This window comes from Maribacter algae, from assembly GCF_047345745.1.
Lineage (GTDB): Bacteria > Bacteroidota > Bacteroidia > Flavobacteriales > Flavobacteriaceae > Maribacter.
The window spans coordinates 271,764-293,909 of the sequence record NZ_JBLFES010000003.1 but is presented as its reverse complement, the minus strand read 5'-3'; the positions used below and the strand labels follow the sequence as shown (position 1 = coordinate 293,909).

General features: G+C 38.0%; 23 protein-coding genes. 12 read left to right on the top strand and 11 right to left on the bottom strand.

What is annotated here, in order from left to right; translation table 11 throughout:
* Positions 1–4 precede the first annotated feature (4 nt).
* The 3 genes from ald (at position 5) to ACKWBX_RS12830 (ending at position 2,482) form a co-directional block, all read left to right on the top strand.
* Positions 5–1,105, top strand: a complete 1,101-nt coding sequence (gene ald / locus ACKWBX_RS12840; protein WP_413969101.1) for an alanine dehydrogenase — start codon at positions 5–7, stop codon at positions 1,103–1,105.
* 123 nt (positions 1,106–1,228) lie between these two features.
* Positions 1,229–1,924 carry a zinc metallopeptidase gene (locus tag ACKWBX_RS12835; RefSeq protein ID WP_413969100.1) on the top strand — a complete coding sequence of 232 codons (696 nt, stop codon included), beginning with the start codon at positions 1,229–1,231 and terminating at the stop codon, positions 1,922–1,924.
* Between the two features lie 72 nt (positions 1,925–1,996).
* The gene (locus tag ACKWBX_RS12830; RefSeq protein WP_413969099.1) at positions 1,997–2,482 is read left to right on the top strand and encodes a GNAT family N-acetyltransferase; all 486 of its coding nucleotides are present in this window, start codon (positions 1,997–1,999) and stop codon (positions 2,480–2,482) included.
* Here the strand turns inward: ACKWBX_RS12830 and ACKWBX_RS12825 are convergent.
* The 3 genes from ACKWBX_RS12825 to ACKWBX_RS12815 all read right to left on the bottom strand — a co-directional run bounded on the left by ACKWBX_RS12825 (position 2,472) and on the right by ACKWBX_RS12815 (position 5,419).
* The gene (locus tag ACKWBX_RS12825) at positions 2,472–3,407 is read right to left on the bottom strand and encodes a lipid A-modifier LpxR family protein (RefSeq protein WP_413969098.1); all 936 of its coding nucleotides are present in this window, start codon (positions 3,405–3,407) and stop codon (positions 2,472–2,474) included. The genes ACKWBX_RS12830 and ACKWBX_RS12825 overlap by 11 nt on opposite strands.
* 15 nt (positions 3,408–3,422) lie before the next feature.
* Positions 3,423–3,893, bottom strand: a complete 471-nt coding sequence (locus ACKWBX_RS12820) for an Lrp/AsnC ligand binding domain-containing protein (protein WP_413969097.1) — start codon at positions 3,891–3,893, stop codon at positions 3,423–3,425.
* 152 nt (positions 3,894–4,045) lie between these two features.
* On the bottom strand, positions 4,046–5,419 hold the full coding sequence (locus ACKWBX_RS12815) for a saccharopine dehydrogenase family protein (RefSeq protein ID WP_413969096.1): 1,374 nt from the start codon (positions 5,417–5,419) through the stop codon (positions 4,046–4,048).
* Positions 5,420–5,499: 80 nt separating this feature from the next.
* Between ACKWBX_RS12815 and ACKWBX_RS12810 the strand changes: the two genes are divergently transcribed.
* Both ACKWBX_RS12810 and pckA read left to right on the top strand, forming a co-directional pair.
* Positions 5,500–5,892 (top strand): DUF423 domain-containing protein, encoded by a 393-nt coding sequence (locus ACKWBX_RS12810; RefSeq protein WP_413969095.1) that lies wholly within the window; start codon positions 5,500–5,502, stop codon positions 5,890–5,892.
* Between the two features lie 257 nt (positions 5,893–6,149).
* Positions 6,150–7,766 (top strand): phosphoenolpyruvate carboxykinase (ATP), encoded by a 1,617-nt coding sequence (pckA, locus tag ACKWBX_RS12805; protein ID WP_413969094.1) that lies wholly within the window; start codon positions 6,150–6,152, stop codon positions 7,764–7,766.
* Between the two features lie 49 nt (positions 7,767–7,815).
* On the opposite strand, the gene ACKWBX_RS12800 is transcribed toward pckA, so the two are convergent.
* Genes ACKWBX_RS12800 through ACKWBX_RS12790 form a run of 3 tightly spaced genes read right to left on the bottom strand, consistent with a single transcriptional unit; the run spans position 7,816 to position 10,891 of the window.
* The gene (locus ACKWBX_RS12800) at positions 7,816–8,559 is read right to left on the bottom strand and encodes a uroporphyrinogen-III synthase (protein ID WP_413969093.1); all 744 of its coding nucleotides are present in this window, start codon (positions 8,557–8,559) and stop codon (positions 7,816–7,818) included.
* 8 nt (positions 8,560–8,567) lie between these two features.
* Complete coding sequence (locus ACKWBX_RS12795) at positions 8,568–9,221, bottom strand: DUF4271 domain-containing protein (protein ID WP_413969092.1); 654 nt, start codon at positions 9,219–9,221, stop codon at positions 8,568–8,570.
* Positions 9,221–10,891 carry an ArnT family glycosyltransferase gene (locus ACKWBX_RS12790; RefSeq protein ID WP_413969091.1) on the bottom strand — a complete coding sequence of 557 codons (1,671 nt, stop codon included), beginning with the start codon at positions 10,889–10,891 and terminating at the stop codon, positions 9,221–9,223. The genes ACKWBX_RS12795 and ACKWBX_RS12790 overlap by 1 nt, the downstream gene beginning before the upstream one ends.
* Positions 10,892–11,020: 129 nt before the next feature.
* On the opposite strand from ACKWBX_RS12790, the gene ACKWBX_RS12785 reads away from it, so the two are divergent.
* From ACKWBX_RS12785 to ACKWBX_RS12775, 3 genes are read left to right on the top strand one after another with little or no spacing between them, the layout of a single operon-like run.
* On the top strand, positions 11,021–11,749 hold the full coding sequence (locus tag ACKWBX_RS12785) for a polyprenol monophosphomannose synthase (RefSeq protein ID WP_413969090.1): 729 nt from the start codon (positions 11,021–11,023) through the stop codon (positions 11,747–11,749).
* 1 nt (position 11,750) lies between these two features.
* Positions 11,751–13,085 (top strand): dihydroorotase, encoded by a 1,335-nt coding sequence (locus tag ACKWBX_RS12780; RefSeq protein ID WP_413969089.1) that lies wholly within the window; start codon positions 11,751–11,753, stop codon positions 13,083–13,085.
* The gene (locus tag ACKWBX_RS12775) at positions 13,082–13,516 is read left to right on the top strand and encodes a DUF4296 domain-containing protein (protein ID WP_413969088.1); all 435 of its coding nucleotides are present in this window, start codon (positions 13,082–13,084) and stop codon (positions 13,514–13,516) included. The genes ACKWBX_RS12780 and ACKWBX_RS12775 overlap by 4 nt, the downstream gene beginning before the upstream one ends.
* Here the strand turns inward: ACKWBX_RS12775 and ACKWBX_RS12770 are convergent.
* On the bottom strand, positions 13,497–14,504 hold the full coding sequence (locus ACKWBX_RS12770) for an NAD-dependent epimerase/dehydratase family protein (protein ID WP_413969087.1): 1,008 nt from the start codon (positions 14,502–14,504) through the stop codon (positions 13,497–13,499). The genes ACKWBX_RS12775 and ACKWBX_RS12770 overlap by 20 nt on opposite strands.
* Before the next feature lie 105 nt (positions 14,505–14,609).
* On the opposite strand from ACKWBX_RS12770, the gene tyrS reads away from it, so the two are divergent.
* The 4 genes from tyrS to ACKWBX_RS12750 all read left to right on the top strand — a co-directional run bounded on the left by tyrS (position 14,610) and on the right by ACKWBX_RS12750 (position 17,525).
* On the top strand, positions 14,610–15,905 hold the full coding sequence (gene tyrS, locus ACKWBX_RS12765; RefSeq protein ID WP_413969086.1) for a tyrosine--tRNA ligase: 1,296 nt from the start codon (positions 14,610–14,612) through the stop codon (positions 15,903–15,905).
* 12 nt (positions 15,906–15,917) lie between these two features.
* The gene (locus tag ACKWBX_RS12760; protein WP_413969085.1) at positions 15,918–16,307 is read left to right on the top strand and encodes a lipocalin family protein; all 390 of its coding nucleotides are present in this window, start codon (positions 15,918–15,920) and stop codon (positions 16,305–16,307) included.
* An 87-nt stretch (positions 16,308–16,394) separates the two neighbouring features.
* A complete protein-coding gene (locus ACKWBX_RS12755) occupies positions 16,395–16,925 on the top strand; it encodes a hypothetical protein (RefSeq protein ID WP_413969084.1) in 531 nt (176 codons plus the stop codon).
* Positions 16,926–17,075: 150 nt separating this feature from the next.
* Positions 17,076–17,525 (top strand): hypothetical protein, encoded by a 450-nt coding sequence (locus tag ACKWBX_RS12750; RefSeq protein ID WP_413969083.1) that lies wholly within the window; start codon positions 17,076–17,078, stop codon positions 17,523–17,525.
* Positions 17,526–17,558: 33 nt separating this feature from the next.
* Here the strand turns inward: ACKWBX_RS12750 and ACKWBX_RS12745 are convergent, their stop codons facing one another.
* The 4 genes from ACKWBX_RS12745 to ACKWBX_RS12730 form a co-directional block, all read right to left on the bottom strand.
* Positions 17,559–20,051, bottom strand: a complete 2,493-nt coding sequence (locus tag ACKWBX_RS12745) for a DUF3857 domain-containing protein (protein ID WP_413969082.1) — start codon at positions 20,049–20,051, stop codon at positions 17,559–17,561.
* An 87-nt stretch (positions 20,052–20,138) separates the two neighbouring features.
* Positions 20,139–21,116: a LuxE/PaaK family acyltransferase gene (locus tag ACKWBX_RS12740; protein ID WP_413969081.1), complete on the bottom strand. Its 978-nt coding sequence runs from the start codon at positions 21,114–21,116 to the stop codon at positions 20,139–20,141.
* Positions 21,117–21,185: 69 nt separating this feature from the next.
* Entirely contained in the window at positions 21,186–21,509 is a 324-nt protein-coding gene (locus tag ACKWBX_RS12735; RefSeq protein WP_413969080.1) for a T9SS type A sorting domain-containing protein, read from the bottom strand.
* 178 nt (positions 21,510–21,687) lie between these two features.
* Positions 21,688–21,996 (bottom strand): T9SS type A sorting domain-containing protein, encoded by a 309-nt coding sequence (locus tag ACKWBX_RS12730; protein WP_413969079.1) that lies wholly within the window; start codon positions 21,994–21,996, stop codon positions 21,688–21,690.
* Positions 21,997–22,146: the final 150 nt, after the last annotated feature.

Below are 22,146 nucleotides of genomic sequence, written 5' to 3'. Positions count from 1 at the left end.
AACAATGATTGTTGGTATCCCAAAAGAAATTAAAAATAATGAAAGTAGGGTCGGTATGACGCCGGCCGGAGTATTTGAACTCGTAAAGAACAACCATACCGTGTGCGTGCAGTCCAATGCAGGGGAAGGGAGCGGTTTTTTCAATTCGGATTACAAACAAGCCGGAGCGGTTATCTTGGATACTATTGATCAAGTGTATGCTATGAGTGAAATGATCGTTAAAGTCAAGGAACCCATTGCAGAAGAATACGATTTAATTCAAGAAGGTCAAATCGTATTTACCTATTTCCATTTTGCATCTAGCGAAACGTTGACCAAGGCCATGATCAAACAAAAAGCAATCTGTATTGCTTATGAAACGGTAGAGGATAAAGATGGCAGCTTACCGTTATTGACTCCAATGTCTGAAGTAGCGGGACGTATGGCCATACAACAAGGGGCAAAATATTTGGAGAAACCCGTAAAAGGTAGAGGTGTACTTTTAGGAGGAGTGCCCGGAGTGGCTCCCGGTAAAGTTTTGGTCTTGGGTGCGGGCGTTGTTGGAATTCAGGCTGCTAAAATGGCAGCGGGATTGGGAGCGCACGTCACGATTATGGACATTAATATGAAACGCCTCAGATATGTCAATGACGTAATGCCGCCGCATGTGGTCACGGAATTCTCCAATGAGTTCAACATCAGAAAGCACATAAAAACCCATGATTTAATTATTGGAGGGGTATTGTTGAAAGGTGCCAAGGCCCCAAATCTTATTACGAAGGATATGTTGAAGGAAATGCGTCCGGGAACGGTCATCGTTGATGTTGCGGTAGATCAAGGGGGCTGCGTGGAAACTACCAGACCCACTACCCATGAAGACCCTATTTATATTATTGATGACGTGGTGCATTATTCCGTGGCAAACATGCCCGGAGCGGTACCTTATACTTCCACTATGGCACTCACGAACGTTACCTTGCCTTATGCCTTGAAATTGGCCAATTTAGGTTGGAAAGCAGCTTGCGATAAAGATGAAACCTTGCGAAAAGGCTTGAATATTATTGAAGGAAAAGTGGTCTATGAAGAAATTATAGAGGCCTTTGGCTGGGAAGAGGTTTTTAAATAAAAGTACATTTTGTCAGTTGAATAACCCCGTTCAGTTTTGGCGGGGTTTTTGCTTTTCAATAGGCAGGTTCTTAGAATAATCGGAATCTTAGTATATTTAATAGAATTTAAAATTTGAAAAGTTATGATAGGATATTATATATTAATTGGAGCAATTGCTTTGGTCAGTTGGCTAGTCAGTAGCCGCTTAAAAAGTAAGTTCAAACATTATTCCAAGGTACACTTACAAAACGGAATGAGCGGCGCAGAAATCGCTCAAAAAATGTTGGATGACCATGGGATAAGGGATGTAAAGGTGATTTCCACTCCCGGAATGTTAACGGACCACTACAATCCCAAAAACAAAACCGTGAATCTGAGTGAAGGAGTTTATAATCAACGGAACGCTTCTGCCGCGGCGGTTGCTGCACATGAGGTAGGCCATGCTGTACAACATGCTACGGCTTATGAGTGGTTGACTATGCGTTCTAAATTAGTGCCCGTTGTAAGTGTTACTTCCAGTATGTCCACTTGGGTGGTTTTCGGTGGTTTGGCATTGGGTGCCGCGGCTGGAGTTGGTTTTGGATATTGGGTAGCTATTGCCGGTTTGGTGATGATGAGTTTTGCAACGCTGTTCAGCTTTATTACCCTTCCCGTCGAGTATGATGCCAGTAATAGGGCATTGGCTTGGTTAAAAAATAAGAACATTGTGACGCAACAGGAATACAAAGGCTCCGAAGATGCCTTGAAGTGGGCGGCACGAACATACTTGGTGGCAGCAATAGGTTCTCTGGCTACTCTAGTATATTGGGGGCTTCAAGTTCTTGGAGGAAGAGATTAAACCACATGTAAATTTGAATATAGAGGCCTGTTCGTGATTTTCCGAGCAGGCTTTTTTTATAGGAATGAAGTGATGAAAAGTAACTTGAGAATCCGTCTGGCAAATAATGAAGACCTTGAAAAATTGATCGTTGTTGGGGACGCTTTGTTTGATTATCCGATCAAGGAAAAAAGTGCTATAGCGTTTTTGAATAGCAAAAGACACCATATGGCGATTGCCTTGGATAATGAAAAGGTGGTGGGAATGGCTTCCGGGGTTCATTATGTACATCCTGACAAAATGCCCAGTTTGTTCATTGATGAGGTAGGAGTACTTGAAACCCATCAAAATAAGGGGATTGGAAGAAGTTTGGTAAAGTTCCTAAATGAACATGGAAAATCGTTGGGATGTTCGTCTTCATGGGTATTAACGGATACGGATAATGTAGCTGCACAAAAAATGTACACTGCTTCCGGAGGGAAAAAAGCACCTCAGCATTTGATTATGTTCGATTTTCAACTAGAGGAAAATCCAAAAATAAAGTCGGGAAGGAATAATGGGTGCCAAACTAAAAAGTAAGTCCGTAAGCCAATAGAAAATATTGATGATTTTTAGCCTGAACGGTTTCCTGGGAATTAAAACGAATCCCAACCTTGTAATCGTTCTTTTTAAAGCGATGAAAAAAATCAAGACCAATCCGGTAGACCGAATTCTTTGGATTTTTAACACGAACGGAGTTATCTCCTAATAGATTCCCCTCAATAAGTCCGTTATAAAACACCTGCCGATACCCAAATCGTAACGCGAAATAGATTTCACGTTGTAAACTTCCCAAACGGTCATATGCAATGGTCTTATGGGTCTCATTGCGCCTACCAAAGTAAAAAATAGCTTCTGGTTCCGCATAAATATCTCGTGTGCCCAATGCCAAATTTGGTTTTAGGGCAAATCTCACACCAAAGGGAACAGGAGCCAATTGCCATTCTTTTACATAACTAAAATAGAGGTTCACGTGAAAGCTGTCCGCCAATTCTTCTATCCACAGTGGGGAATCGGAAATGGCTACCGCATCGTGGTACCATCTTTGAAAGCCGCCCGCACCAGAATTTAAACCGGCAACTCCCAAGAGAAAACGGGTTTCGAACAACTGATTTTTTTGTGCAATGGACCATGAAGTGGTTAATCCAGTGAAACCGGCATAAGGTCTATCAAAGACATTCGGGTCGGTAGACTGTGTTTGTGACGGGGTGTATACCTCTTGATTCAGGCTGAACGATAATTGTTCTCCACCCTTTCCTAAAATCCCTCTATTTAAAAGTTTACGATAAGTAACAAATAGTCCGGAAGAATAATACCGATCGGTCAACAGGAAAAAATCGTTATCGTGCCTTAACTCAATTTGATGCAAGGGAATTGAATCGTGGAGTTGCTGACCAAAAGTATTGGCCGAGCGTATAAAAAGGAATAATAGGCATCCCCAAAAATAATATGGTTTATGTGGCATGGACAGAGTTGGTCGCTAAATTGTAATCTGCCTATCGATCTGCTGTGCCAAAGAGATAAAAGTTTCCGTACGGGAGACTCCTTCTATTTGTTGTATTTCTTTATTTAAGACATGCATTAAATGCTCATTGTCCCTGCATAATATTTTTATAAGAATGGACCAATTGCCCGTGGTATAGTGACATTCCAAGACTTCGGGGATTTTTTCCAATTGTTTTACGGCAACGGGATTGCTCATGGCCTTATCCAAATAGATACCTATATAGGCCATTGTGGTATACCCCATCACTTTAGGATTGATGATGAATTTTGAGCCTGCCAACAACCCTGAGGCCTCTAGCTTTCGTAAACGTTGGTGAATGGCCGCTCCCGAGATTCCTATGCTTCGGGCTATCTCTAAAACGGGTTTTCGGGCATCTTCCATCAAAAATCTTAGGATTTTTTTGTCAATTCCATCAATTTTGACCTTTACGTTATTGGATTTCATATTTCTAATTTCAGATTGAAGTAAAAATAGCCATTATCCCTTAAATCGATAACCAGAAAATAAAACTTTGTAGAGGTCAGTAGATATTTAGCTAATGGAATTGATTATTATCCCACAATAGTTATCATTTTAAAAACTTCGTTTGGATTCCTTTAAGTTGAAACCGAATCAGGGTTATAGCCAACATAGGGCACCTCGAATTCCTTAAAGACAATTCCATAGTTTTTGAGTTCGGAAAGTATGGGTGCATAGATTTCTTTCGAAATGGGAATCTGAACTCCCGGAGTCATAATTTTTTTATTTAGGATAAGCAGCGTAGCGATTGCTGTAGGCAGCCCCACTGTTTTTGCCATGGCAGTGTGTACCCTGTCTTCACCAATGACCGCCATATTGGAATCTATTTGTTTTTTTTCACCATTGATCTCATAACCGAATTTATGATACATCACGATCATGTCCTTATCGTCCGATTGTAACGTCCAACTATCTTCCAATATTTTTTGTAATATTTGGGCGGGAGTAGCATTTTTAAGATTTACTTTTTTAGTATCGTCAAATAAGTTCAGCTCCTTTAATTTCTCCCACATAATATCATCTTGGTCAATTTTCAGGTAATGACGCAGTTTTAATTCAACAGAATCCGTTGGGGAATAGGGAAGAAACAAGTTTACAAATTCGCGATTGGTCAAATTTTCAGAATCTTCTACTGTATAGCTGTCATCTGTCATGCCCAGTTGTACGAACATGTTCCAAGCTTTGGAAAAACCCACTCTCCGCATGGTGCCCCTATAGATGGTGAGGGCATCTTGTAGTCCGTATGCTTCCCTATAGTTCAAGGAATCCCTATTGGCATATCCTTCAAACTTACCATATCCTTCGATTTCAAAAAATTCCGTGCGCCTAAAAAGCCGATGATAGGGAATGTACTTGTAGGTACCTTCCTGAATGAATTTCGCCGTACCGCCATGTCCGGCCATGACTACGTTTCTTGGATTCCAAGTAAATTTATAGTTCCATAGATTGGTATCGGATTCGGGAGCGACCAGCCCTCCGGTAAAAGACTCGAACAATAACATCTTACCTCCTTTTTCCCGAATACTATCAATTACTTGCATGGCGCTCATATGATCTATACCGGGGTCAAGGCCTACCTCGTTCATAAAAACAAGATTGTTCTCCTTCACACGATGCTCCATAGCCTTTATTTCAGGACTTACATAAGAAGCCGTAACCAAATGCTTTTTAAAAGTAATACAGTCTTCGGCCAGTTTTATGTGAAACCGCGCGGGTAACATAGAAACAACAATATCAGATTCGGCTATTGCATTTTTTCGCGCTTCTTCATTGAAAATATCCAAAGAAATTGCCTTACAGTTCGGATGTTCTGAAATAGATGATGGAATCTGACTTAGGTCTTTATCAACTACAGTGAGCAAAAGGTTTTCGGCACTTGCTTTTTCTAAAAAGTAATCCAATAAATAGGACGTAGACTTCCCGGCACCTACTACAAGAATTTTTCGCGACATACTTATTACCTACTTTTATGACTTAAGAATAGCTAAGGTATCAAATTGTTAGATTTATAAAAAAATAAGCATTAAAAGTTATGGAGAAAACAATTTTTGGAACGGCCTGTATTTTTGGGACCCTTGCAGTGGTTTTGGGCGCTTTTGGTGCGCATGGATTGGAGAAATTGGTCAATTCTGATGCAGTGGATAGTTTTGAAACCGGGGTGCGGTATCAAATGTATCATGCATTTTTATTATTCGTGGTGGGGCTATTACCGCAATTATCGCTCAAAGCAAAAACCGTTATCTATAGATTGATCCTAATTGGAGTGTTGTTGTTTTCCTTTTCAATTTACCTTTTGGCCTTAAATGATCTAACGGCAATCGATTTTAAAAAAATCGCTTTTTTGACACCGTTGGGAGGTGTTTTTCTGATTTGTGGATGGATAGTCCTCGGGTATCAAATGATACGATCAAAAGCTAGTTCTTAGAGGTTGGTGCTACATTCGGGATAATCCCTTAAAACTAGAATTTGGAAAAAATAACGAACTAATTTTATCGAATTCGTAATTTTATTGCAATTTTTAAATCATTATTTTATAATTAAATAATTCTGCTGCTGATTTTTTAATCTTTTTTTCAGAAGGATAGTGATTTCGCATTTCTACGGTAAAGGGGATTAATTTGCCGAATATACCAAGTTATTGGAAAGAGAATTTAATAGTTTTGTAACGATAAAAAACTAATTATGGACAGTACTGTCAATACTACTAAAACGATTTCGTTAAAAAATTATGGGATACATCACGATAACATTCACTATCAATTATCCCCAAAAGAACTTCAACAAATTACAATAGAAAAAAACATGGGTGTGGAGACTGCCAATGGTACACTTGCGGTCAATACCGGGGAATTTACCGGGAGGTCACCCATGGACCGCTTTATTGTGAAAGATGACATCACCGAAGAAAAAATTTGGTGGGGCGATATCAACATTCCTTTTGAGAGTAAAAAGTTTGATGACCTGTATGAAAAGGTCATTTCTTATTTGAACGGGAAAGAACTTTTTGTTAGGGACAGTTATGCCTGTGCCGATCCGGAATATAAATTGAATATTAGGGTAATCAACGAATATCCTTGGTCCAATATGTTTGCCTATAATATGTTCTTACGGCCAAACCAAGAGGAACTGACCAATTTTGAGCCAGAATGGACAGTAGTGAACGCTCCCGGTTTTATGGCAGATGCCAAAGTAGACGGTACGCGCCAGCATAATTTCGCTATTCTTAATTTTTCCAGAAAAATTGCCTTGATCGGTGGGACGGGCTACACAGGTGAAATAAAGAAGGGAATTTTTTCCGCACTTAATTTTATGCTACCGGTCTACAAAAACACTTTGCCCATGCACTGTTCTTCCAACGTGGGAGAAGAGGGTGATACCGCTATTTTCTTTGGACTTTCCGGAACAGGGAAAACGACGCTTTCCACAGACCCCAATAGAAAACTGATCGGGGACGATGAACATGGTTGGACCGAAAAAAACACAGTGTTTAATTTTGAAGGAGGTTGTTACGCTAAGGTTATAAATCTTTCCAAAGAGCAAGAACCTGAAATCTACGGAGCCATTAAGCCGGGTGCCATCTTGGAGAACGTTATTTTGGACGATGATGGTAATGTTGACTTTGCAGATACCTCCATTACACAGAATACCAGGGTAAGTTATCCCATTTATCACATTGATAATATTCAACAACCTTCCATAGGCAAAGATGTCAAGAATATATTTTTCCTAACTGCCGATGCTTTTGGCGTGCTCCCTCCAATATCAAAGTTGACACCTAGTCAGGCGGCATATCATTTTATTTCTGGTTATACTGCAAAAGTGGCTGGTACAGAAGCAGGTGTAGTAGAGCCGCAACCTTCTTTTTCGGCATGTTTTGGAGCACCTTTTATGCCTTTGCACCCCACAAAATATGCAGAAATGCTCAGTAATAAAATGAAAGAGTCCGGCGTAGACGTTTGGTTGGTCAATACCGGTTGGACGGGTGGCCCCTATGGGATTGGCACAAGAATGAAATTAAAATATACAAGGGCCATGATCAGTGCCGCCTTGAGCGGTGAGCTTGGTTTGTATTCCTATGATAATTATCATATACATTCTGTATTTGGGGTTGCGCAGCCCAGAGAATGCCCTGGTGTGCCTACAAGTGTTCTAAGTCCTAGAACTACTTGGAACAATGATGAAAAATATTATAAAACAGCATTTAAGCTCTCCAATGCTTTCAGGGAGAATTTTAAAAAGTTCGAGAAATATGCTAGTGAAGAAATAAGGCGTGGCGGTCCGCAACGCTATGCGTTTTAAACACAAAGCCCGGTCGATAGACCGGGCTTTTATTTTTTACTTAGCGTAATTACTTGTTTACGCTAGTGATATATTTTTGAAGTGCCATCGTCATGGATGGTGTTTCCGGGGTAGGTGCCTTAATATCTATACGTAGGCCGGCATCAGTAGCCGCGTTTACGGTGCTGTTACCAAAAACCGCAATTCTGGTATCATTTTGTTCAAAGTCGGGGAAGTTCTGCAGCAACGACTCAATACCTGAGGGGCTAAAGAACACTAAAATGTCATAGTACACATTTCTTAAGTCGGAAAGATCGCTGATTACCGTTTTATAAAAAATGCCTCTTGTCCAAGAAATGGCCAATCCGTCCAAAGTTTCAGGTACTTGCGGTTTTAAAACATCGGAGGAGGGAAGTAAAAATTTCTCATCCTTGTATTTTTTAATCAAAGGAACCAAATCTGTAAATAACCGTTTTCCAACATATATTTTCCTTTTCCTGTAAACAACGTATTTCTGTAGGTAATATGCGACGGCTTCGGACTGACAGAAATATTTCATGGAATCCGGAACCTTAAAGCGCATTTCATCTGCCAGTCTAAAATAATGGTCTACGGCATTTCTGCTCGTAAGGATAATGGCAGTATATTCCTTTAAATCTATTTTTTGTTGACGGACTTCTTTCGCCTCTACTCCTTCCACATGAATAAAAGGTCTAAAATCTACCTTAACCTTCTCTTTGTCTATAAGTTTGGAATAGGGAGAGTTTTCCATTTTTGGCTCCGGTTGCGAAACCAAAATCGTCTTTACTTTCATATGATGAACTATTTTAGAAAGCTTCCTACAATAAGTAAGGGTGCAATTTCGAGTGCGCAAAGGTACAAAATAAAATAGAAAAAATGTCCTGTAAGTAATTTTTGAGAATTCTTAATGACTGTAACCCAACCGATAACATTAATGATCAAAAACAACAGAAAAGCTATGGAAACAACAATTTTAGAATCTATAAGTACATAGGTCAGAAAAATATTGGCGATAAACAATACAATACCAGCATAGTTGAGATAGGACAATTTTTTGAAAACCAGTTCGCTAAAGATTTGGGAGGAACCAAAAATAAAGCCGTTACCCAGTTGTAAGAAAACCTTCAGTATAAGGAATAGAAAGAAGCCTATGAGAATGGCCGGAAAAAGAAACGCATATTCCTGGTTTTCCTGCTTTAAGAAGGCACGCCAAGCTAAATAAATGAACAGCGAGGTATTGATAACCTGAAAAAGGGTAAAGAAAATATGAAACCAATTGAACAACTTCTCCTTTTTGTTGTACATAAAGATGTACTTATTGTTAAAGGGAAGTATGATAAAATTAAAAAAGCGTGTGTAAAAAAGACTTTTAGCGATGAGTACTAAAAATAAGCTGCCAAAAATGACCAATGTAATCCAGTCCGTTTCATATGTAGTTCTTAGTATAGGTTCCATTAATTAAGTGGAATTGGTTTTCCGTTGAGCCCGGGGTACAGGCCATTTTCAGAAATAACGATTCTAAATTTAGCTAAATTTTCTTTTTCCGACCTTGGTAATTTCAACTTGAAAGCCACCGTGTCATTTGCTTTTAAGACTGAAAAATCTCTTAGGGTATTGACATTTACAGGCAGTATTTCTTGCGTTTTTTTGTACACATCCAAATAAGCGACATTAAATTTTAGCTCTTCCATGGGAACATCAAAATCATAAGGATTAAAGACCCTAAAGTTCATTACTTGGCCCATGCTAAATGGACCTTCCTCTTCGTTCACCAAACACTCCAGTTTTCGATAGGATTTAAAATTGTCAATATATTTCCCAAAAATTTCATATCCGTTAGTCTGCGTATATGAAAAATCGCCTTTTTTCATATAGGTGGAAATATAAAGCACTTTATGATTCCTTACTTTTTCTTCTGAGTCATCAATACTGTATTGGTTTTTCCTATAAAAAACATTATTTAATGAAAATGAAGTTTTTCCATTAGAATAGAAGGCATACATTGGTGCTCTCCTATATGAATTTTCAAAAACAACGGGCGTATCGCCTGCCTCGTTCTCCACTTGTTTTACCCATTGTTTATTCCCGTGGCTTTCATAATAAAAATTGAACAACAAAGGTTGATATACCAGTCCAATTCTTAGGTAAAAGAGAATAGCAATATTGACGAGTGCCAATCTAAAAATCCATTTTAAGGCCTGTTTATGTATCAACATAAAATTGTAGGAAATAATCAATAAAGGAATACAAACGATAATGACCCATTGGGTCTGTACCCTTCTATTAAAGCTAGAGATGAAAAAGAAAATGATAACACCGTAAGTCAAGTAGAGCAATGCTTTGGTAAACAAGTCTTTGGATTTTGTTTTTGCCAGCGCATAATAGATAAAAGGAAAAGTCAATCCAAAAATGGCGATCAGATTTACAAAAAAGCCCAAGGTATATTTTTCAAAACGATACGCTCCGTTGGGCCTTTCATACAAGTGATATTTGATGGAAACAAAATCATTTTCATAGAGCCAATAAAAATGTGGTGCATAACATAACAGTGCTACGAATACGGCCAACCATGCATATTTATTTTTTAACAGAGTAAGATTGGACAGCAACACAAATAAGATGACCAACACTGCATGATATTTACTATACATTAGAGCGGCCATCAATATACCTAACACCATTCCTAAAAACAGCGACGGTTTGGCAATGAATTTTTTATACGCCAAAAGGAAACAACTTGTAAAAAACAACAAAGGAGTGTCCGGCAAAGTAAGAAAACCATAGGCATTCAATAAGGTCATCGAGAAGGCCAGCACAAAAAAATGCGTTACATATCCCTTCTTTTTTGGATTATCGATAAGAAGCCAGAGCACCATCAGATTTGCTGCGCCCATTAAGCAGGTTATAAACCGTACACCAAGTTCGCCATTAAAAAAAAGGCTGCTCAATTTTATGAGCACGGCCACCATAGAAGGGTGGTCAAAATAGCCCCAAGCCATATTTTGACTATAATACCAATAGTAGGACTCATCATAAATAAGCTCCGTAAAGCAGGCTTGGAGTAGATTAACGACCAAAAAACCGGCAAGAAAATAAAAAAACGATTTAGGGAATTTGGCTAACATTAGGTTGCTTTGGTTGGGCAAAATTACAAATTCTCGGGAGTTATCGGTTTTTAAAAAAATCATAAACAGCCCGCACCCGTTTTAACAACGTAATGAAAACATTACTTTTGTTCTTTCAGGCCAATTTGTATGTCCAACAGCATTGTCATAATTCCTACTTACAATGAAATTGAAAACATAGAAGCCATCATCAGGGCAGTTTTTGATTTGCAAAAGCATTTCCATATTCTTATAGTGGACGATAATTCACCGGACAAAACTGGGGATTGCGTAAAAAAATTGCAAGAAGAGTTTAAAAATGAACTTTTTTTGGAGACGAGAACCGAAAAATCGGGTTTGGGAACGGCATACATTCACGGGTTTAAATGGGCCATTGACAAGAAATATGATTTTATTTTTGAGATGGATGCCGATTTTTCACACAACCCGACCGATTTAACGAGATTGCTGAAAGCATGCGAAAACGGAGCGGATGTTTCGGTGGGGTCTCGTTATAAAAAAGGCGTGAACGTAGTGAACTGGCCTCTTTACCGGGTACTTTTATCTTATGGCGCCTCGGTCTATGTAAAACTGATTACGGGCATGCGTGTACACGACCCTACTGCCGGATTTGTTTGCTATAAGCGGTATGTATTGGAAAATATCGATTTGGATTCGGTACGTTTTGTAGGGTACGCGTTTCAAATTGAAATGAAATTCAGGGCCTATTTAAAAAATTATAAAATAGAAGAAGTCTCCATTATTTTTAGGGACAGGGAGAAAGGAAAATCAAAAATGAGTTCTTCGATCATTAGTGAGGCCATTTGGGGTGTTTTCGCTATGAAAATGCGAAGTCTCTTTTTGAGAAAAAAATTTTAGGATGCAAAGAATTCTTTTAAAAAATGGAGTGGTCGTCAATGAAGGGAACCAAAAGGTTCAGGATATACTTATTGATGGGGAACATATTGCCAAAATAGGAAATGCTATTTCGGATGACGCTGTAAAAGTTATCGATTTAAATGGCAAGCATGTACTACCGGGAATAATAGATGATCAAGTACATTTTAGGGAGCCCGGTCTAACACATAAAGGCACGATAGCTACGGAGAGTAGAGCTGCGGTCGCCGGCGGTATTACAACGTTCATGGAGCAGCCCAATACCAATCCGCAGACGACCACCATTAAAAAATTGGAAGAAAAATTTGCGATGGCAGCAGCATCGTCTTTCGCCAATTATTCTTTTTTGTTCGGCGGCACCAATGACAATCTGGAAGAAATAAAACGATTGGACAAAAATGCCTGCTCCGGGGTGAAACTTTTTTTAGGATCTTCCACAGGCAATATGTTGGTAGATGACGAAAAGGTAATAGAAGCTATTTTTAGGAGTACGGAAATGGTAATATCCGCACATTGTGAGGATGAAACCACCATTAGGGAGAATATGGCCAAATATAAGGAACTATATGGCGATGCTATTCCTATTGAAAAACATCCATTGATCAGAAGCGAAGAAGCTTGTTACCTTTCTTCGTCAAAAGCGATAGGACTCGCAAAGAAAACCGGAGCAAGATTGCATGTTTTTCATCTTTCCACGGGAAAAGAGACCGCTTTGTTTCGAAATGATATTCCGTTGGAAGAAAAGAAAATCACTGCCGAGGTATGCATTCACCATCTTTGGTTTTCCGATGCCGATTATAAAACAAAGGGAACGTTGATCAAATGGAACCCAGCGGTAAAAACGGCCAAAGACAGAAGTATGTTGTGGGATGCCCTATTGGACGATAGGATAGATGTCATTGCTACCGATCATGCCCCGCATTTACTAGAGGAAAAAGATAATGTGTATACCAAGGCGCCATCGGGAGGACCATTGGTACAACACGCATTGCCCGCTATGCTCGAAGCAAGTCTCAACGGAAAAATAAGCTTGGAACGTTTGGTCGAAAAAATGTGCCATAATCCCGCGAAGCTCTTTCAATTGGAAAAAAGGGGATATGTACGCGAAGGGTATTTTGCGGATTTGGCCATCGTAGATCTAAAGGATTCTTGGGAAGTTACCAAAGAAAGCATTGTTTATAAATGTGGATGGTCTCCTTTTGATGGCGACATTTTTAAGGCTAAGGTAACGCACACTTTTGTCAATGGGCACCTAGCCTATGAACATGGCAAAATTTCAGAAAAAAGAAACGGAAAAAGACTCACTTTTAATAGATGATCAAAAAGCAACTTATCGCGGTAGGATTACTCCTGTTCCTATTGGCATGTGGGGAAAAACTAATAGATACCCCTGAAAACCTTATTCCTAAGGACGAAATGGTGTTAATCTTAAAAGATATGGCCATTCTAAATGCCGCCAAAGGGATTAATTTAGGAAAATTAAAAGAATACGGTATAGACCCTACCAATCATGTTTTTGAAAAATACGGTATTGATAGTGCCCAATTTGTAGAAAGCGACCGTTATTATGCATCGCTGCCCGAAGATTACGAAGCACTTTATATAGAAGTTGAAACGTTACTGGAAAAGGAAAAAGAGATTTTGGATGAGGCCAAGAAATTAGTCGATAGTTTGGAGCGTAATAAAATGAAATCAGCTGAAAAGGACAAATCCAAAATGCCCCTCAAAACTACTGATGTTGCTCAATAAATTTGGCCGCGCTAAACGCAATACTTTTTTCCAAAGGTTCAAATTTAAAATTAAGGATCGTTTTAATTTTTGAATTGTCATAATATTCTGGATTTTTCAAAGAATAAATAGTATTTCTTGTAATTCTCCGTCCTCTTCTTGTTAGTAGATTTACCAACCAATCCCCGTAGCGCGCTATTTGTAATTGCCATATTTTAAGCACTTTTCCTGGAGTTTTTTCACCGAGTTTTGGCGCGATTTTAGCTAATATGCTTTTAAAGGAAAGATTTTCCGCTACCATAATATAGCGTTCGTTCACGATTGGGGAATTCATTAACCTGATCATGCCCCTCACCACATCATTAACGCTAACAAAGCCCGTTCCCCCGGGAGGATAAAAACCATATCCTTTGTTCACAGTTTTAAAAAGCTTACCACTTCCTGTTTCCCAAAATCCAGGACCTATAATAACACCCGGATTTACGATAACAACGGATAGGCTTTCCTGCGAACCCCGCCATACTTCCATCTCGGCCATGTGCTTGGAAATGGAGTAAACATTGGTGTTCATAGCACTCCATTCCGTCTCTTCATTGGCTTTTGTATCACCGGTACTTCTACCAATAGTTCCTATGGTGCTCACATAGCACAGTTTTTTAACGTTGTTGGCAATACAAAGGTTGACCACGTTCGCGGTTCCTTCAACATTGGTTTTTTGAAGTCGGTTAAAATCATTTGGATCAAAAGATATTAGCGCAGCGGCATGGTAAACATGGGTAATACCTTCAAAAGCCTCTGTTAGGGCCGGAATATCTAGAATATCCGCAATTACCCATTCTATCCTTTCAAAAAGCTCGTCTGGATTTTCAGTATAGTATCCAAAGACTTTTTTAACTTCCCGCAGCTTTGTTTCGGAACGATAGATAGCTCTTGTTGAAATACCCGTCTTTACCAACTCCAATAAAAGATGGGAACCCACCAGTCCAGTACCGCCAGTTACTAAAACCATGGCTCAAAGTTAGGGAATACCCATGGATAAATTCGTACTCCCTTGGGCTAGTGGGCGCACATAATTCCTTTTATATTTGCAATCAAAATCTAGAAAACAAAAAGAATGGCTTCAAATTTTGTAAAGGAATTGGAATGGAGGGGAATGTTGCACGATGCCATGCCTGGAACCGAGGAACACTTGATGGAAGCCATGCAAGCGGCCTATGTGGGAATTGACCCTACGGCAGATTCGCTTCATATTGGTCATTTGGTGGGCGTGATGATGTTGCGCCATTTTCAGCTGGCCGGGCACAAACCGTATGCCTTGATCGGTGGGGCTACGGGAATGATAGGAGATCCTTCCGGAAAATCGGCCGAAAGAAATCTTTTGGATGAGACAACCTTAAGGCATAACGAGAATGCGTTAAAAGAGCAGTTGTCCCGTTTTTTAGATTTTGATAGTGATTCCGAAAATGCTGCGGTCTTGGTCAATAATTATGATTGGATGAAAGACTTTTCGTTTTTGGATTTTATCCGTGATGTAGGTAAGCATATTACGGTAAACTATATGATGGCCAAAGATTCCGTTAAGAAACGGTTATCGGCAGAGGCAAAAGAAGGGATGTCCTTTACGGAATTCACCTATCAATTGGTACAGGGGTACGATTTTTTACATCTGTTCAAGACGCACTATTGTACTTTACAAATGGGAGGCAGTGATCAATGGGGCAATATAACTACAGGTACCGAGCTCATCAGGAGAATAGGCGGCGGTAAAGGCTATGCCTTGACCTGTCCGTTGATTACCAAAGCCGATGGTACTAAATTCGGAAAAACGGAAAGCGGTAATGTTTGGTTGGATGCCGAAAGGACTTCGCCCTATAAATTTTATCAATACTGGTTGAATACTTCGGATGCGGATGCGGAAAAATATATCAAGATTTTTACGTTTATGAGTCAATCTGAAATTGAAGGACTCACTAAAGAACATGCGGAAGCCCCTCATTTGAGATTGCTTCAGAAAAGATTGGCCGAGGAAATTACGGTGATGGTGCATTCCCAAGAAGATTTGGACAATGCGGTCAAAGCGAGCCAAATCCTTTTTGGTAAATCTACTTCATCCGATTTGAAAGACTTGAACGAAAAAACTTTTTTGGACATCTTTGAAGGTGTGCCACAAGCCGAAGTCGCCCGGACCGAAATTGAAAATGGGATGGATATGATTGCAGCCTTATCCGCAAAAACCGGTTTTTTAGGCTCCAACGGCGAAGCCCGTAGGGAGTTGAAACAAAATTCAATATCCGTCAATAAAGAAAAGGTAAAAGATGATTATCTGATTACTACTGAAGATTTGATCAACGATAAATTCGTGCTGCTTCAGCGTGGCAAAAAGAATTATTTTGTATTGGTCGTCAAATAAAGAAAATATATCGTGCGGAAATATCTGATTTTAGCTTGTACAATTATATTGTTGGGTAGTTGCTCCAACGACCAAGATGCTTTTATAGATAATTCTTTGGAAGGTACTTGGGAGTTGGTCAATATTTCCTGTTTTTGTTTTTTTGAGCCCGATATTGATTTCACTGCAACTAAAATAACTTTTGCGGTAGATGATAAAACCTTAACAGTAACACAAGCTGATGATAATTCCTTATTTAAGGAAGCGGGACAGTACACCTACGAAGGAGAAAAGAACGAAATTCGTCTTAGTGCCAATGAATCCTATACCTATTTGATAGAAGAGCTTACTCTTCGATTGGTCTTTGTGGACAATCCTAATATTGCCGATGACGAAGTAAGCTACGAATTTAGGAGACCTTAGTTATTCTTTTACAAATCTAAAAAGTAATAAATTACTTACGTAATTCAATAAAATTGAGATTGAAACGTTGTTTTAAAAACGTTTCCGATGAAAAAGAGTTTAGCTTTTCTAAGTATAGCCATATTGTTCTTTAATTGTGATAAGCTTTCGGAACTCACAAAATTCGATATCGAGTATAGCCAACGAGCAACAATACCCGCATCTACGGGAATAGATTTGCCCTTTGATATTTTTACGCCGGCTACCGAGACCAATTCTGAATCTGAGTTTGAGTCCAATGATACCAGAAAGGATTTAATCGAAGAAATAAGATTAACAGCCTTGGAACTGGTCTTAATCTCTCCGGAAGATGCGGATTTTAGCTTTCTGGAGTCCATTACTATTTTTATTTCTGCCGAAGGTCTGGACGAGGTCCAAATAGCTTCTGCCGCGGATGTATCGGAAATGGTGGGCAATACATTGCTATTGGACGTTTCTGATATGGACCTAAAGGAATATATCAAAAAAGACAGCTATAGCTTAAGGATAAATACGGTTACGGACGAAGTGCTAGGTACCGATCATCAAATAGAAATTAACTCTACCTTTTTTGTAGATGCCAAGATTTTGGGTCTATAATTTCATTTTGAGTTTAAGGTCAAGACCCTATAATTTGACAAATTCCGTCAGATAGAAATGGAGAAATCCATTTTTCTGTTAAAAATAGCATCGCTGCGCAACTTTTCTAAGATTTTTACGTCTAATAAAGTAACAGCAAAAGTCAATGCTATGAGAAATCTTGTTCTGTCATTTTTTACGCTTCTATTTTTGGTTTCCTGTTCCATTGATGATGGTATGGAAAGCAAAACGGTAGAATTGCAATTTACGAGCCAGACATGGAAATTGATTCGTATGACCGGAAGCTTTGTAGGTTCCGTTACAGAGGGCGATGCCATGGACTGGCAGGAGACTTATGTTTTCAACCCTGATGGTACTTTCTTGAAATCTAGAACTAGGCAAGGTATGATTATTGAGGCCAGCGGCACTTTTGAAGTGGTAGAGTTTGCCAATGATGATCAGGATTATCTAGAACTTGTTTTTCTTAAGGGAACTGAATTGGCCGGGAATTGTTATGGAAACAATTCTGAAACATTGGTGTACCGCTCCCCAAAGGAGCTATCTAGCACATGGCAAGCTTGTGACGGACCTGGATTGGATTATGTTTTGGTAGAAGAATAGTCAGTCGGTAACTGGTTTTTCTTCAATATAGTTTTATTTTGATATGGGATTTCCATTGATTTTTACGAACGTATTCTTCACACGTTCTGAATTTAAAAAATAAGGAATCCATATCACCGCTCCGATTAGTCCCTTAGACAAATCTTTAAAAAAAGTAGGATCATCTATTCCGAACTGATTCATTACAAAACTTCCTAGAAGTATTAAGCCTAGATTAATACTATAAAAATATACCATCATGATAGGTACACTAGTTCGTTTATTAAAAAATAGAACATTTAAGAGAACAGAAAAGACTAAAAAAGCAATATTGGCAATAAGCTCAAATCCTAAATAGATATTGAGAATTTCTGCATTTTCGTACCCAGCATTTTCAAAACCGGACCAAATAGCTTTATTGTAGTATTCAGCACTAAAGAGTTGAAATAATAGATAGAAAGGAGTTAATACTAGACCTATGGCTGGTAGAACCATCCAACCGCCAATTGATTGTGTTTCTTTATCATGTCTGGATGGAGGGTTGTAGTTTTTATAGAGTTTAATCGTAAAAATAATACTTATTGATAATGTTATAAGTGTTATTATTATGGACAACCAGCTAAGATTAGAATCATTACTGACCAAGACTGAATTGTCATAAAAAAGCTGAAACCCTAATTGCTCTCTTAATTTATTGTTTTTGCTTAAAAAAGATGCTGCCAAATTACCATTTATAGCTTCTTTCCGAAGGTTATATTTATAATCTAGAGAAACTACATTTCCAACTTTACTGACTTCCTTAGTATAGGTGAATGCTTCATCTTCAACAGTTTTTATTTCTTCATTTACGTTCCAAGGTTCTGGTAGTGTTATTCTTGTCGTTTGGTTGAAAGAATGAGGTATGCCTAAATAATATGGCATATTCCTTTTAGCAGATTTAGTATAGTTAATAAGGCTTTCTAATACTAAAGGATAAGTTTCAAAGTAGATACCATTATTGTTGTCCATAGATGACCAGAGAGATTCTATTTCATACGATTCTTCAGTTGTGAAAATGTTTTCCCATGGTCTTGAATCGTCTACATATGTTATCTCATTCAAAGAAGAAATTCCGGGATAAATTCCACTATAAAAATTTAGAAACTCTTTATTAATACTTTCCTCCGTATTGTTCTTGAAATAGGCTCGCATAAAATCAGCCTTGCTACCTGAATATTCCGATTTAACCGTGAAAGTAGCATTGCCTCCTATAGAATCTATTACAATATCTTCTACTATTCTCAGAGAGGGTTTATTTGGTTTGGGAATTGAGGTCAATTTTTCATTGCCCTCTTTTAAAATAAAACCAAATTTGTAGTCAGGTGTAGATATTCTAGATAAATCTCCACCTTGATTGGAAATGGTTGGATCAACAAAGTACTCTTCTCCATCATTTTCGAAATAAACGATGCAGTGATTAAATAGATAGTGGCTAGGAAGCAATTTGTCCAAATCTTCTGTGGGCTGTGTGTTTACTAATATAGGATATGCAGTAACGCCCTGATTTTGAAGTAAACTTGATAGTAATAGCGATTTATCCTTACAATCTCCATACCGGCGTGATAATACTGACAACGGGTCATTAGGTTTATATGCTCCAATTCCCGCTTCAAAACCTAAATATCTCACTTCATCCTGTACAAAACGTATAAGTTTTATAATAACATCTTGTTTAGTATCTAATTTTTCATCTATTATTATGGGATTTTTTAAATTCTTATTAATCGATTTATACAATGGATTCAATAAATCTGAAACTTCTTTCCAGTCTTTAAAAGTAGAAATTGAAACTCTACTCTGAGAATTAAGCCAATATGGTACATTTACATCGTAGATGAAATTGTTTAATCCATTTGTATCCCAAATGTATTCCATGAACGAATTTTCATCAACTATTTTAGGATCAGAAGCATTATTAAATAATTTGTACTGTATTCTATTCTTTGAATTTGTGACAAGCCTAGTATAAATTCTATCTACTGGTAAAGTATATTGTTGATAAAATACGCTGGAATAGTTTCCTTTATTTACGGGATTGAACCCCTTGATTGTATATGCATATTCTATAATATCTCCTTCTCTAACATCAGCTAAGTTTATTACTGCGGTTAGGGAACCATCATAAAGAGAGCGTTCCAAATTTGTTTCTCTTCGGAAACTATTTATAATGCTGTTAGCCAATTTTTCAATGGGTTTTCCATCTCTTATAATGTTAACTATATGAAATTCTAATGTTTGAAAAGCTGGGTCGTATGAACTACTAATGTCAGATAGTTCTTGTACTCCGTCCGAATTTAAAACCTTAACTGCATAATGAACAAATTGCTCTTTACTAATAAGATTATCCTGTAGGTCTATTAGTAAATAGTTAAAGGCTCCTTCTTGCTTTTGTTGGTCGTTGTCAGCTATGTCAATTTTCTTTACCCAATCTGGCAATTTGGTTTTTTTAACTTTTTGTGCATTAATTGATATTGATAAAATGCAAAACAGAAGTTGATAAAATCTCATAAGACTAATTGAAGTAGTTGGTTTTGCAATAGCAAGAAATTTCTTATGAGATAACGAATACTAAATTGATATCGTATAAATTCAACATTAAAGCGCCATCAAATTACATCCCCGAATATCGGAATGGTCAAACCTGCCTAAAATTTCAAAACCGTTATCGGTATGGATTTTTCCTAAATCCTGAGTGGCAATAAAAGAGCAAGAATTTATATTGGCCAAATCAATGACATTTATTCCACCTGTTTTTCCGTTTTTATGATATAAAAAAGGGTCTTCTGTGTCTCTTATCATAATTTTCATCCACGGTGGGCATTGGAATATACCATCGCCTTTGGAATAAGCTTGGGAAAGTAATTCGGTCATGCCATATTCCGAATGTATCTTTTCTACGCCGAACCCTTCTTTTAAAAATTGATGCAATTCTTCGCGGATTATTTCCTTTCGGCGTCCTTTCATGCCTCCGGTTTCCATCACTACGGTGTTTTTGAACTGCAGACGGTACTTTTCCACAAAGTCCAATAGACCAAAGGAAACTCCTATCAAAAGTGTTTTTGTTCCTTGTTTTTGTAATTTGATTAAGGTTTCGTTCAAAGTATGGAGGTCTTTGAGAAAAAAACCGCTTTCAGGATGGGTGGATTTTTCAATGAAATCATTGACCATGTAGACCAAGGAAGAGCCATTACGTTCTAAATAGGAAGGGAGTAAAGCTAGCGTACAATATTCCTCGACCGGACCATAAAAAAATTCAAAACCTTTTAAATAACTATGTTGGTATATTTTCAAATCGGTTACGTGGTGTTGGCTAGTGGCACTGCCCGTTGTGCCACTACTGGAAAAAGTAATTTCCGGGACTTTTTTCGTGCTGACGATTTGATGCGATTTAAAAAATTGAATGGGTAAAAAGGGAATGTCCTCTAACGAGGTTACCTCTTTAGGATTGATGGATAAGTGTTCACAGTAGGTCCTGTAAACCGTATTATTAGTATATTGAAATTGGAAGGTTTGGAGCGTTTTGGAAAGAAAATCCGCCTCGGTCTTTATTTTAAAAATCTCATCGTAATTCATATACCTCCCAAATTGAGGCAAAGGTACAGAACATGAGCGAATACAAATATGGAAAGAAGCTATTGAAAATTAGCGTAACACCAATTTACGATTAATGGTTTTTTTGTTTTCCGTAACTTGGACCATATACACTCCTGGAGATAACTTGGAAATATTCAACGCCTTATCAGTGATACGGTCTTTTAATATCAATTCTCCAAAAACGTCATAAACCTTTATTTGCTTCATATCATTTTTTGCTGTAGTGATGTACACCACATCTGAAACAGCAGGATTGGGGTATAGCTTAAACCCTTCTATTTCATCAGTTCTGAGATTTTGATAATCCAAGGTATCCTGACCGTAGGCAGTCAATGAAATTCCGATAAATAGGATAAAGTAAATTTTTTTCATCTTGGTATTGATTTGGGTACCAACACCATAAAGGTAATTACGGTTCACAGATGTAATTGAAAATTGTTGTGAACTGTACTTATTTGTATGTCAATAAGATACGTGAAACAACTTATCGGATTTATTGACCGATAATCGACATAAAATAGTTGTATAAGTAAAAGGAAGTTGATAAAAACTACTTGATAATCAGCTTTCTAGTCGCCATTTTATCTTTTTCCAAAACACGAAGTACATAGACGCCCGCATCCAAACCCGTTAAGTTGAGCTCTTTTCCTAAAATGGTGGTTTTGAGGACCAATGTTCCCAAAACATCATAAATCATGATCTCTTTAGGGCTTTGGGCCGTAGTAGTGATAAAAACCTTACCGTTGGTCACCGGATTAGGATACATTTTAAAACCATCAATATCCCCTTTGTTCTGGGAACTTTGCCCATAACTAAAGGAGAAAAATAATAAAAAAGCAATGAGGTAAAGGTGCTTCATATATAGCTGGTTACAAATGCTATGCCACAAATATAAGAATTATGTCCACTGGAGGTCAATAGATTAGGGACTTTCTTATAATTTTTCGATGAAATGTAAAAAAGCCCATTTCCGAAAGATGTCTGAAATGGGCCTTTATAAAATTTAGAA